We start from the raw sequence: 12,824 nt of genomic DNA, 5'->3' as shown, positions 1-12,824 counted from the left end.
CATAGGGACGTGTGCAGATTCCTATCGGGCAGCAGTGGCAGACGGAATTTGGCCTGGCGCTGCTGGATAAAGGCGACGCCTATGCGGCGCACAGTGCCGATAACGCAGGGGATAATACCGCCCCCACGAGCTATATCTACAGTCAGATGACGTTCAGTTTTTGACTGGGGTCGCGGCTTGGCCGGCTTCTGTATTGCTGCCAGTGTTGCCGTACCAGAAACGATAGAAGTCTTCGGTCACCTTCTGCTCGATCTCGGTGGCGGCTTCGCGCGGGCAGAACAGGGTGATGGTCAGCACGTCGTGGCCGATATCACTGGTGCGGAACTCGATTTTCGGTTCGGTGCTGGCGAGCTCCACGCCCATGCGGTTTTCAATCAGTTTGCAGTAGCGTTCCGCCACGTCCTTGAAGGACTCGCAGTATTGCAGTACGCGGTCAGTGATGAATTGTTTGACCACAAACGGATTCTGCCCTTTGCTCTCGCGCACGATGGAAAAGGTGTGCTCGATATAGCGGCGCATGAAGTTGAGATTCTTTACCGATTGGGAAAAGAACACGCTGTTCGGCACATACAGCGTGGTGCCGGTATAACCGTTGCCGAGGCCGTGGGGATCAATTTCCAGCAGGGTGGTGCTGAGCCAGTTGTTGTCGATCACCTCGCCAAACTGGTCGCCGATACGCACCCAGTCACCAATGGTGAAGGAGCGCATGCTCGCCTGGTAGATGCCTCCCACCAGACACTGCACCACATCCCGCAGTGCAATCACAATCGCCACAGAAAACGCCGCGATCGACAGGGCAAAATCCCGCAGCTCGGAGACCCAGATGGCGAACAGCCCGACCACCATCACCAGGTTGCCGAAGTTGTGCACCATGTGAATCCGGCGGCGGATATCCTGCCGCGCCCAGCTGGAATTCTTGAACATCTGCGAGAGCAGGTATCGCGCCAGCACCACACCCACAATCAGGAGAATGCTCCAGACCAGTTGGTTGTGCAGTAATTGGCGTAATAAATCGCTACTCATGAACGGCTCGGTAATACGGTAATCGGGAAGAGGCGTCGCCAATCGCATGGTGTTCTCCGGGCACAAACGCAATTCGCCGGGGTGAGAATCAGAGTATGGCGCGGTCACTGCTGGCGTGGGTTAATTCCGGCGGCAGTGTAGCTGATTGGAGGAAATTGCCGCAACCAGGGAAGCCGCGATGAGCAACGGGAGACCACTGAAAATGCAGTGAGCAGGTGGCAGGAGGTGGTCGAGAGGCGCCCGCGCAGTCGTTTTTCTAGGGAATGCGCAATTGCTCCGCGCGCAGCGCACCCCCCAAGCGGAAAAAATAGCGCTCGAACGCGTCGTTGATGCTCTGCCGGTGCGTGCCTGTTGGATACAGCCCCATGCGTGCTTCTTCGCTGGCTTTGGTGCCTGCGACCAGAAAGTTGTTGCTGATACTCGCGTCCTGAACGAAGGCCTCAAAGGCGCGCGCGCAGATTTCTGCGGGGTCGCTGTAATACACACGGCCATTGGCCTTGTCCGCGGCACAGGAAACGCGGAACAGCGCGCTGGGGTTTTCCCCGCTTTCGTCGAGCATGATGGCGCGGAAGCAGGCGAACAGCAGATCGTTGATACCGTGGGGAACCGGTGTCGCGTCCCGCAACCAGGCATCGGAGGCATAGATATGCCTGGGTTCGCGGCGGCCAACTGCATCCGCGAATGCCTTGTCCGCCAGGTAGTGATCGAGCGCATGGAACCACTCGTGCGCGATGGAGCCTGGTCCGGCATTTTTTGCCAGGGAAAAGGTACGCGTGGCCGGTTCGTAAAAGGCCATGGTGCCCGGCCGCCCGCCGATACCGTACTGGAAGGCGAGGGTCTCGCGCAGGGAGATCAGAATCTCCGGCCCGCGCAGGATCGACATCAGGTCCGCCAGGGCGTCGTAGAACAATCCCGCGGCGCGGTCGCGCTCCGCCTCCGTTACCCAGCGGCCGATGCTGATGGCGCGGAAACCAAATTTCCGTCGCACATCTACAAAACTCACAGGGGGGCCGTCGCGCTGTCTGTCGCTGTGTATTGGGCCCCGGCGGTAGAACTCGCGTTTCGATACCATGACTATTCAACTTCCGCCCTGAGTGTGGGTGCCAGGTCAATACCTTTGGCTGAGGCCCAGAAATTTCCGAGTGCGTTCGATAACGCCTCACCGGTGGCGCAGGTTTGCAATCGCCAGTGCGCCGGCAGCAGCGGTTGGTAAAATGGCTCGGCAAAGCGGGTATCCGCCAGAATCACCACGCCGCGATCCGTCTCGGTGCGGATCACGCGCCCCGCCGCCTGCAGCACCCGGGTGAGACCGGGATAGCGGTAGGCGATATCGAAACCATTCCCGCCCGTGCTCGCCATCGCGTGTCGCAATAACTCCTGTTCCTCGCTGATCTGCGGCAATCCGACCCCGGCGAGAATACACCCCACCAGTTGCTCACCCACATAATCAATGCCCTCGCCGAAAATGCCACCCATGATGGCGAAACCCAGGCTGCGGCGGTTTTCGCTGAAACGCTCGAGAAAGGCTGCACGCTCCAGCTCGCCGGCGGCGGCCGTCTGTTGGATGATATCCACTTGTGGATGCTGTGCCGAGAAACGCTCGGCCACCTGTTGCAGAAACCGGTAGGAGGGAAAAAATACCAGGTAATTGCCGGGGCGGCTTTGATACACCCGCGCAATCAGATCCACCAATGCATCGGCGGCACTGTCCCGCGCGCGGTAGCGGGTATCAACAAAGGGGCACAGGAAAGTGCCCATCTGCTCTGGGACGAACGGCGACGGCAGTGCGAAGTAGGGAGCATCTGCCGCGACCCCGAGCTGCGGAAGAATATAACCCGCGGGGCGGAGGGTGGCGGAGAACAGAATCACGCCCTGGAAATGCTGGTAACACTGCTGCAGATACTCCGCGGCGTTGAGGCAGAACAGTTTCAGTGCCTGTTTCTGCCAGGGCGTATCCGGATGCGCTCTCCGGGTCAGGCAGCGATGCTGGAGAGCGGGCAGTCCAATAATGGTCAGAAACCGATACAGATTGTGCAGCCATTCGCGGATTTCCTCCGGTGGTGGTTGCGATTGCTCCCACATCTGGCTGACTGTGGCCATCACTTTGTGCGCGGCCATCATTACGCTTTCGGGGCGTTGTACATGCTTCGCGTCGGCGTTCTGCGTAGGCGGATTAGTCAGCGGCGACACCCACACCTCGGTATTGTCCCGATCCGCCCCTGCCGCAAAGCGTTCGGCGTCGGTACGCTCTCCGACCCACTGATCCAGCGCGCGTACCAGCGCTTGTATCGACCGGCGTAGCGTCGGCAGACCCGTGCAATCCCGCGCCGCCTGCCGGCTCTCTTTGCGCGTCAGCTCGGCGGTGTACATGCCGCGGGCGCGCTCACTCAGGTTGTGGGCTTCATCCACCAACAGCGCGCGGCGCCGGTCGCCCGTCTGCAGGCTGTTCAGGCGTACCAGAGGGTCGAATACATAGTTGAAATCGCACACCACCAGATCCACCCAGGGCAGCATCTGGAGCGATAGCTCAAACGGGCACAGCTGAAACTCGTCTGCCACTTTTGCCAGGGTGTCGGGTGTGAGACGTGATACTCCCAGCAATCGCTGGCGGGCCTGCGGCAGCCGGTCAAAGAAACCGACGGTGCGCGGACAGATACCGTCGGCGTCCGGGCTGCAAAGCCCCTGGCGGCAGGCACAGGTTTTGTCTTTCGCCTGGATTTCCAGCAGCGACAGCGCAAGTCCGAGGGCCTGCAAACGCGCCGTAGTTTCCCGCACCACCTGGCGGCCGGAATTTTTTGCAGTGAGATACACCAGCTGATCCAGATGGTCTTCCCCCAACGCCTTGACGGCCGGAAACAGCGTGCTCACGGTTTTGCCGATGCCGGTGGGCGCCTCTACCACCAGCTCGCCACCGTCGCGCAGACAGCGGTAGGCGGCAATGGCCAGTTCGCGCTGGCCCGGCCGGTAATCCGGGAAGGGGAATTCCAGAGCGCGCGCACTGGTGCGCACCGCCAGCCGGTGCTGCTGCCAGGCGTGGTGCCAGTTCAGGTACGTGCGCATGGCATTGTGGGCAAAGTCTTCCAGCTCCGGCCAGTTGAATTCGCGTCGTTCCGGGTGCGATTTTTTCTGTTTGAGGTTGTACCACAGCATCTGCAGCAGCAGGCGATCCTGCGGGGCAGGGCGCTTTCCGGTTTCCTCCTGGCGCTGCAGCAGATAGCAGAAACCATAGATTTTCAACTGCGCCCAGTGCAGGTCCCGCACCGCCTCGGGCAGTTTATCCGGCGTGCAGTAGGTGGTCTTGATTTCATCCAGTTGCGCCGGGCGATGCAAATCCTGCTGCGGGTGCAGGATATCCACGCGGCCGCTCAGCTGTACGGTTTGGCCATCCAGCGGGCAGGCCACTTGCAGCCGGTATTCTGCCTCGCTGCCCGCCGGTCGCTTTTTTTGCAAGCGCTGATGTGCGCGGATGCCCTCCTGCGCCGTTGGGCCGGCGGGGGCGTCGGCCATCAGATCGCCGCGGCGGCAGGAAAATGCCACCAGCTCGCCCACCGACAGCTTTAGTGTCTCACGCGTTGTCATGTCTGGTTGCCGTCATTCTGCTGCCACTCGACGTGCAGTACCCGGTGCGGTATCCGGTGGCGGGCGAAGTATGCCAGCCAGCGCTGCTGGTTCTGTTGCAACCGGTCGCCGGGGCCTTTCACCTCCACCAGCTCGTAGCCCCCGGTTTCCGGAAACAGGATCAGGTCCGGCAGACCGCTGCGGTGACTGGTGATGTCGCTCAGCAGGCGTCGGAACAGTACCAGCCAGTGTGCGGTGGGGATGCGCGTGAGCGCCAGACGCAGCAGCGGCTCGGACAACGCCTCCCAGGCGACAAGCGGATTGGCGATACCGTATTTCGCATCAAAATTTCGCCAGACCCGCTCCGCAAAACGCTCATCCGCCAGTTCGCCGAGGCGCTGCTCGAACATGTCACGACGGGCGCGGTAAAAGTCCGGCGTGCGGAAATCGCCGGGTGCGATCTGAAACGGATGGAAAAATGCCCCGGCAACCGGCGCAAACACGATGTCCCAAATAAACAGCCCGAACACGCCGTTAAACAGGGTATTTTCTACGTAGTGGCAATCGCCGAGCTGTTGCAGCCACGCTGCCGCCAGTAGCTCCACGCACTCCTGCGCTGCGGGCAGGGCGACAGTTTCGGTCGGTGGTCGGTAGCGCGCGGGCGCCTCCCATCCGTGCAGGTTTTTTTCCCGTTTGGCGGTGCGGTAACCGAAGCTCTCCGCGAAGATCGCTTCCGCTTCATCGAGAGGTTCCGCGAGTATCTCCCGGCACAGCGCTAACCCCGCCTGACTATCGCCGCGTTTTACCGCTATGCGTGCGCGCCGCTCCCGTGCCGGTGGGTGCGCGCAGGCCCGGTAAATCTGATCCGCCGCATCCAGTGCATCCAGCCGTTCCAGTTGCCGGGCCATGGCGACTCGCAGGCGGTCGAGCCGGCGTTGCAGAGTGGCGTCCTGCTGCGTGTTTACCGGGAGCTGCGCCGCCAGGGCCGCAATCGCATCGGCCCCTGCCTCAATGTCTTCCTCAAAGTGCACGAGTGCAGCGTAATAGCCGAGATGTTGCTCGATTTGCGCGCGGCTCTGGAATGGCAGATTCTCGCGATCCAGCGGGTAGTGCTCATAGCGGTACAGGCCCAGATCCCGCAGTACCCAATCGGTCAGGTCCTGGTTCAGATTGCCGAATAAGCATAGTTTGAAGGTGTCAAAATGCACCGCAGCCTGCACCGCGAGAATCGGCTCGGCTGCAAGCAGGGTTGCTGGTGGTATGTCCTGTGCCAGCAGTACCTGTTCCAGCGCGGGCCGCTTGACGGATTGGGGGAGGGGTATTTCGCTCAGTGGCAGCAGCTCCGCTTTGCTGAACAGCGGTAGAATTTCCGCAATCACCAGATCGGGGTTGCGCAGCAGCAATCCCACCTGCACCAGCCGCTCTGCGGCCGCAGACAGGTCACCAATCTCGGCGTAGGCGAGCTTGCGCTGGCGAAACAGGGCACCGGCTGCGGAGGGCCTGCCTTTGCGCGACAGCAGCCGCACGTACAGCCGTTGGCTGTCCACATCCAGCGCTCGGAAATCTGCGTAAAACCCGCGCTCGTCCGCTGATAGCAGGTCCTCGTAGCGAGACATAACGAAGTCAAGGAGGGCGAGGAAGTTCGCCAGGTAATAGTCTGAAGGTAGTTCAACAGGGGCGGACATGGTTGCGGCGTATGATCAGATGCTGTCTGGATGAAACTGGATGGTTATACAGCACTTGGGCGAGGGGAACAAACGGGATCGCGACCGGACATTCCGTTAGTGGTCATATGAATTGTGGCTGTTAGATGGATAGCCGGGTGTTTCTTTCACGGAGCATTTTTCATATAAAGCATTTCTTTTGCCACACAATCAAAGAGGTACCCGTGAGTAATTCGTCTCTCGACACGAGGAGATGGCATTTCCGCGACGGTCGACATGACCGCAACCTGAACACAATTGTCGACCTGTATAAAGGTGGCACTCTGTGAGCCAGCAAGTCGCCACCTCAAATTACCATTCGTTGCTTCTGGGGGCCCGCGAATCCATCCCGTTGCTGGGGGGGTATATCCCGGTGGCCATTTCATTTGGGCTGATTGCGCTACAGTCTGGTTTCAGCAGCTGGGAAGCGGTGGCAATCTCGACACTGGTCTATGCCGGTGCATCGCAATTTTTGTTTGTGGCGATGATCGCCTCGGGCGCGCCTCTTTGGTTCGTCGTGGTGATGACGTTGCTGATCAATGCCCGCCATGTCGTCTATGGACCCAATCTGGCGCCATGGCTTTCGACCAGCCGTTTGTGGCCGTGGCTGATGCATGGTCTAACAGACCAGATCTTTGCACTGGCCCATACCCGGCTGCCGCAGCTGCCGTCTGCTGACCGCCTGGGATGGTTTATCGGCGCAATGCTGGTGGCCTGGTTCAGCTGGATTGGCGGTACCGCAGTGGGCGCCATTGCCGGTAAGGAACTGACACAGCAGTGGCCGCTGCTTGGCGACGTTATGCCGTTTGCGTTGCCGGCGCTGTTTCTGGTGCTGCTGGCCCCGCGGTTTACGTCGTGGCTGTGGTCGTTGGCACTGGGCTGTACCGCAGTGGTTGCCCTGTTGTTTACCCTGATGGGTATGACCAACGCGGCGATTCCGGTAGCAGCCGTCGCTGGGGCTGTGGTCTTTTTCGGCATGGGCGCGCTCAGGTAGTGGAGGACGCGACGGAATGAATAGCGGAATGAACATTGGTGTCTGGGTTGCGTTGCTTGCATGCGCACTTGGAACCTTTCTTTTGCGGGCCCTGCCACTGGTGTGGATGCAGCGCCATCTGGTTCAACGCAAAGCAAAAAATACGCTGGAATCCATGCCCACCTGGCTCAGTGTGCTTGGACCGCTGATGATCGCGGCTATGTTTGGAGTATCGCTTGTGCCGGGAGAGGCCGGCCTCGCATCCTGGCTCGCGACGGCGCTGGGTGCCATGGTGACCCTGTTGGTGTGGCGCTGGACCAGATCGCTGGGATGGCCGGTGTTTGTCGGTGTCGCGTCCTATGGGGTGGTGATCATCCTGGCAAATGCCATTGTGTGATGGGATGGCGAATGTGTTGCGGCGACCATGTGTCAAAGTGTGCCTAGCGTGACCTTTACTTTAACGGTGGAACCCCTGCAGTCCACCAGCCGCACAATGGACCGGCACATCTTCCGCGACCGTCACTATGCGCTCGGGAGGCTATTGCTGTGGATCGGAAAATCCCTCTCGCATTCATATTGTCGCGTTGTATCCACAGGATGCTATTTCTGTCTGGTGCGATTCTCTACGATCAGGGACACCAGTACGCCGGATGCGAGAATCGCCAGCACCACCACCAGCAGATACAGATTGAAGTGTGACCCGACCAGTGCATGTAACCAGTCTGCCAGCAGCATTTTTATGCCCACGACTATCAACACCAGTGCCAGCGCGGTTTTCAGGTAATGGAACCTGGCGATAACGGCGGACAAGGCGAAGTACAATGAGCGCAGGCCGAGGATCGCAAACACATTACTGGTGAACACCAGGAACGGATCGGCCGTGATGGCAAAAATGGCGGGGATGGAATCGATCGCGAAAATCACGTCGCTTGTCTCGACGACGATCAGTGCCAGCGCAAGCGGCGTCAACAGGAGTTTGCCTGGAGGCAGTTGTGCTACCGCTGGATCCTGACCGTCCTGCCTTCCGGCCGCGAGGGCAACGATGGTTGACGCGCGCAGCATAAAGCGCTGACCGTACAATCGCTCGGTGACCGGAACGATGCGCCGGATCAGCCTCACCAAAAGATTGCGGCCGGGATTTGGGGAATCGGACTTTAGCAGCAGTATTTTTAGCGCGGTCAGAATCAGGAAAATCGCGAACAAGTAGAGAATCCAGTGGAATTCCGCCACCAGCCTGGCGCCCAGCGCGATCATGAGTCCGCGCAGTACCAGTGCGCCGAGGATGCCCCAGAAAAGTACCCGGTGCTGATGCTTTCTCGGTATGTGGAAGTAATCGAAAATGATCGCGATGACGAAGATATTGTCCACACTGAGGGACTTTTCAATCACGTAGCCAAGTAGATATTTCTGGGTGGCACTGGCGCCGCTGTTCAACAGGCCATCGACCGCGTCGGGCTCGGTACCCAGTCCAAACAGTTTGGCGTCGTAAGCAAAGCAGACGAAGACGGAAAACAGCAAACCCAGGGTTATCCAGACCGCCGACCACAGCATCGCTTCGCGCAAATTAACCTCGTGGGCGTGGCGATGAAACACACCTAGGTCCAGAGCCAGCATTAGCAGCACAAACGCGATGAATGCAATCCAGATCCAGATCATGGGCGGTATTGCCAGCATATCTACCAGTTATCCGGCGATGGCCCATAGCAAGGTGGTCGCGACGGCGGGCGCAAATATTTTTGGCCGACCGCAGAAACGCGCCGCTGATTTGGCGAGCTTGGGATACCAGTTGGTTGCGTGCATGGTGATCGCCTCGCTCTGATCATTGAATGAATACGGACCCAGCCAATAGCTGCTAGCTGACCTGTTCCTGCTGTTCTATTACCACCACTTTTTCGATGGTGCGCAGCAACGCATCGGGGCTGAGGCTGATGGAGGTGATGCCCAGTTTCACCAGATACTCCGCCACTTCAGGATAGTTGGATGGGGCTTCACCGCAGATACCCGCGGGAATGCCATTGCGCTGTGCGCCCTCCACGGCGAGGCGGATCATTTCCATTACCCCGGGGTCCCGCTCGTCGAAATCAAACGCGACGACATCGGAATCGCGGTCCACACCGAGTACCAGTTGCGTGAGGTCGTTGGAGCCGATGGAGATGCCATCGAACAATTGGCTGAAGGCGTCGATCTGCACCACGTTGTTCGGTATTTCACACATCACATAGACATCGAGACCGTTGTTGCCCTGCCTGAGGCCGTGCTCCGCCATGGCCTGCAATACCTGCTCGCCCTCGGGAATGCGACGGCAGAAGGGAATCATCACCTTGATGTTGGTCAGCCCCATATCCTCGCGCGCGCGTTTGAGTGCCGCGCATTCCAGCGCAAAGCCCTCCGCGTAGGCGGGATGCGCATAGCGCGCGGCACCGCGAAAGCCGAGCATCGGGTTCTCCTCGTGGGGCTCGAAGTGGCTGCCGCCGATCAGACGTGCGTATTCATTGGTCTTGAAGTCCGAGGTGCGCACGATCACCGGGCGCGGATAAAAAGCGGCGGCGATGGTGCCGATGCCTTCGGAGAGTTTCTGGATAAAGAAATCGGCTCCACTGGCATAGTGTTCGGTCAGGGCTTTCAGTGCCTGGCGCGCGCTTTCTTCCGGGACCTTGTCCGGACACGCCAGCGCCATCGGGTGCGCCTTGATGTATTCGTTGACAATAAATTCCATACGCGCGAGGCCGACACCGTTACAGGGCAGCGCGCTCAACCGGAATGCCTGTTCCGGACTGCCGAGATTGATCATCACTTTTGTTTTGGGTGTCGGCAGCTGGTCGAGCTGGGTGGTGGTCACCTCAAAGGGAATTTCACCGCGGTAGACCCGACCGGTATCCCCTTCGGCACAGGACAGCGTCACCAAAGCGCCGTCGTCCAGCTGGTGGTCACTGCCGATACCGACAATAGCAGGAATGCCGAATTCCCGGGCAACAATGGCGGCATGGCAGGTGCGCCCGCCGCGCTCGGTGACCAGCGCCGCCGCGCGCCGCATCGCAGGGCCCCAATCGGGACTGGTGCTTTCCGCGAACAGGATCTCGCCATCGCGGAATGACGACAGCGCGCTCACGTCGGCCACGCGGCGAACCGTACCGCTGGCAATGGCGCTGCCGATGGCGCGCCCGCTGGCCAACAGTGCAGCCTTATCCGGCTTGTCGCGCAAGTGATAGCGTTTCAGCAGGTTGCGCGGTTTCCGTGAGGCGACAGTTTCCGGGCGCGCCTGCAACAGGTACAACTGGCCGTCGTCACCGTCTTTGGCCCACTCCAGATCCATCGGGCAGGGCGCGCCGCGCTGCGCGCTGTAGTGATTTTCGGTTTCAATTGCATAGTGTGCGAGGGTCAATACGTCGTCATCGCTCAGGCTAAAGCGGCCCCCCTTAACCTCGGGGGTGTCGATATTGTGCAGTTTCTGGCTGTTGATATCGTCATCGCACACCAGTGTCTGCTGTTTGGCGCCCAGTTGCCGGCGCAGTACACAGCGATGCCCGAGGGCGAACGTGGGTTTATGGACATAGAACTCATCTGGGTCCACGGTACCCTGAACGATATTCTCTCCGAGGCCATATGCCGAAGTAATAAACACGACATCGCGGAAGCCGCTATCCGTATCCAGGGAAAACATCACTCCGCTTGAGGCAAGATCGGCGCGCACCATTTTCATGACGGCGATAGCGAGCGATACTTTGAAGTGGTCAAACCCGTTTTTTTCGCGATAACTGATTGCCCGTGCAGTAAACAACGAGGCGAAACATTTCCGACAAGCCTCCAGCAGACCTTCCTTGTTACCGATGTTGAGAAAACTGTCGTGTTGACCGGCAAAACTCGCGTCAGGTAAATCTTCCGCTGTGGCTGAGCTACGCACCGCTACGCGCAGATCAGGCCCATACTGCTCGCACAGTTCGATGTAGGCAGCTGTGATTTGCTGCACTAGTTCGTCGGGCAATCCCGCTTCGTAGACGATGCTCCGCGCCTGTTTGGCAGCGTCGTGTTGTTGACCGGGATCACCGTCGGTACTTGTTTTCAGAACCGATCGCAGTGCCCCCCAGGCATCGGCGCGATCAAGCATGTCGCGGTAAGCGGCGGATGTGATCGCGAATCCGTTGGGAACGCGTATGCCCAAGGGCTGAAGCGAACGGTATATTTCACCCAGCGAGGCAGTCTTGCCACCGACTTCAGCGAGATTGGCCAGGCCGATGTCCTTGAACCATCGAATGTACTGGTGATCTTTCATACGGAAAGTGCTCCCGGGTTATGGCGCACATCTGCACTTGAGTTAGGGGAATTTTTGTATTTCTCAAAATAGTCGAGCTAAGCTCTAAGCGCGTTTTGATTTCCCGCATTTCACTTACTGGACACCGGTATAAACGGAGCAGGATATGCTCGTATAACTCCGCCGGCGCCTGTGTCAGACCTGAAGATAACTTATCACCGACGATATTGCTGCCGATTCGCTCGGGGGAGCCACTATGCCTTTCAAGCACATACTGTTGCCGCTGGATAGTTCCGCACTGGCTGAACAGGCCATAACCGATGCAGTCTCACTGGCGCGTCAATGCGGCGCTGATATTCACTTGTTGCATGTGCAGAAACCCCCCTCACATGTCGATGAACACTGTGCCGACCCCGTAGACTGGCGCTTGCGACGGGCGGAAATACGCAGCTATCTGAACGGGGTATCAGAAAAAATTACCGCTCAGGGCGTTGATGTGACGCTGGCCATTGTGGAGGGGCGCCCTGCGGAGCAGATCGTTGAATACTGTGAAAAAAATTCTATCGACCTTGTGGTAATCACAGCTTACGGGAAAGGGGGTATCAGCCGTTTCGATTTCGGCAGCACGGCGCAGAAGGTCTTTTCTGGTGCCGGTCGCTCTTTCCTGGTTGTGCGGCCGGGGGAAGCGTCCCTGGCGGAAGAGAAAACGGCGTACAAACGTATCTTGGTGTCCATGGATGGTTCTCCTCGTTCGGAGTGGGTAGCGTGCCATGTGGCCTCGCTTATGCGAGGACAGGAAGTAGAGATCATTTTGCTGCAGGTAATTGCGGTACCGGAAATGCCGAGGCGAATGCCAATCACCCGTGAGGAACACGCAACACGCGAGAAATTCGTCGAGTGTAACCGACGTGCCGCCGAGGCATATCTGGAAGAGATTGCCAATCAGTTGAAAAATGGTATTAAGGTGCGACCGCGGCTTCTAATTGCGCAGAATGTTGCCGAACGTATATACGCAACGGCGGCTGAAGAGGGGGTTGATCTGATCGCCATGAGCGCCCACGACTGGCACACCGGCGCGCAACAGGTTACAGGAACGCTTTGCCACACGGTTATTTGTCAAAGCAATCTTCCGGTCCTCGTTTTTCAGGACTTGCCCGATGCCCAGTTGCAGTCGTTGCGCACCGGCGGTGAGTTCTGCCAGCAGTCCCATTTGGCACTAGCACAAGATGGTTCTGCACATTCATGAAATTGCGCCGTGGAAAATCTGACCGATTCAGCCGTGCGCGCAAATTTTTCTCGCGCAAATATGTATCCCGAA

The 12,824-nt window shown here is 58.9% G+C and carries 11 protein-coding genes; 5 read left to right on the top strand and 6 right to left on the bottom strand.

Going from position 1 to position 12,824, the window contains the following annotated elements; genetic code table 11:
* The first annotated feature begins 11 nt into the window (after positions 1-11).
* Complete coding sequence (locus tag FDY93_RS19500; RefSeq protein WP_166215906.1) at positions 12-164, top strand: hypothetical protein; 153 nt, start codon at positions 12-14, stop codon at positions 162-164.
* Here the strand turns inward: FDY93_RS19500 and FDY93_RS13825 are convergent.
* From FDY93_RS13825 to FDY93_RS13810, 4 genes are all read right to left on the bottom strand, one after another.
* A complete protein-coding gene (locus tag FDY93_RS13825; RefSeq protein ID WP_246068583.1) occupies positions 154-1,071 on the bottom strand; it encodes a mechanosensitive ion channel family protein in 918 nt (305 codons plus the stop codon). The genes FDY93_RS19500 and FDY93_RS13825 overlap by 11 nt on opposite strands.
* Positions 1,072-1,279: 208 nt before the next feature.
* On the bottom strand, positions 1,280-2,095 hold the full coding sequence (locus FDY93_RS13820) for a CLCA_X family protein (protein WP_138236338.1): 816 nt from the start codon (positions 2,093-2,095) through the stop codon (positions 1,280-1,282).
* Positions 2,096-2,097: 2 nt separating this feature from the next.
* Positions 2,098-4,602, bottom strand: a complete 2,505-nt coding sequence (locus FDY93_RS13815) for an ATP-dependent DNA helicase (protein WP_138236337.1) — start codon at positions 4,600-4,602, stop codon at positions 2,098-2,100.
* Positions 4,599-6,266: a VRR-NUC domain-containing protein gene (locus FDY93_RS13810; RefSeq protein WP_138236336.1), complete on the bottom strand. Its 1,668-nt coding sequence runs from the start codon at positions 6,264-6,266 to the stop codon at positions 4,599-4,601. The genes FDY93_RS13815 and FDY93_RS13810 overlap by 4 nt, the downstream gene beginning before the upstream one ends.
* 304 nt (positions 6,267-6,570) lie before the next feature.
* Between FDY93_RS13810 and FDY93_RS13805 the strand changes: the two genes are divergently transcribed.
* Together FDY93_RS13805 and FDY93_RS13800 are read left to right on the top strand one after the other, a co-directional pair.
* Positions 6,571-7,278 carry an AzlC family ABC transporter permease gene (locus FDY93_RS13805; protein ID WP_138236335.1) on the top strand — a complete coding sequence of 236 codons (708 nt, stop codon included), beginning with the start codon at positions 6,571-6,573 and terminating at the stop codon, positions 7,276-7,278.
* Between the two features lie 28 nt (positions 7,279-7,306).
* Complete coding sequence (locus FDY93_RS13800) at positions 7,307-7,654, top strand: AzlD domain-containing protein (protein ID WP_138236334.1); 348 nt, start codon at positions 7,307-7,309, stop codon at positions 7,652-7,654.
* 203 nt (positions 7,655-7,857) lie between these two features.
* On the opposite strand, the gene FDY93_RS13795 is transcribed toward FDY93_RS13800, so the two are convergent.
* The gene (locus FDY93_RS13795; protein ID WP_246068581.1) at positions 7,858-8,913 is read right to left on the bottom strand and encodes a TerC/Alx family metal homeostasis membrane protein; all 1,056 of its coding nucleotides are present in this window, start codon (positions 8,911-8,913) and stop codon (positions 7,858-7,860) included.
* Between FDY93_RS13795 and FDY93_RS19495 the strand changes: the two genes are divergently transcribed.
* A complete protein-coding gene (locus tag FDY93_RS19495; protein WP_166214646.1) occupies positions 8,888-9,076 on the top strand; it encodes a hypothetical protein in 189 nt (62 codons plus the stop codon). The two genes, FDY93_RS13795 and FDY93_RS19495, sit on opposite strands and share 26 nt — an antisense overlap.
* 33 nt (positions 9,077-9,109) lie before the next feature.
* Here FDY93_RS19495 and ppsA read toward each other — a convergent pair whose 3' ends face one another.
* Positions 9,110-11,527: a phosphoenolpyruvate synthase gene (gene ppsA, locus FDY93_RS13790; RefSeq protein ID WP_138236333.1), complete on the bottom strand. Its 2,418-nt coding sequence runs from the start codon at positions 11,525-11,527 to the stop codon at positions 9,110-9,112.
* Positions 11,528-11,762: 235 nt separating this feature from the next.
* On the opposite strand from ppsA, the gene FDY93_RS13785 reads away from it, so the two are divergent.
* Positions 11,763-12,752, top strand: a complete 990-nt coding sequence (locus FDY93_RS13785; protein WP_138236332.1) for a universal stress protein — start codon at positions 11,763-11,765, stop codon at positions 12,750-12,752.
* Positions 12,753-12,824 lie beyond the last annotated feature (72 nt).

Origin of the sequence: Microbulbifer harenosus (assembly GCF_005771435.1) — a bacterium.
GTDB classification, from domain to species: Bacteria; Pseudomonadota; Gammaproteobacteria; order Pseudomonadales; family Cellvibrionaceae; genus Microbulbifer; species Microbulbifer harenosus.
The sequence above is the reverse complement of the archived record's forward strand: the minus strand, read 5'-3'. Positions and strand labels throughout refer to the sequence as shown.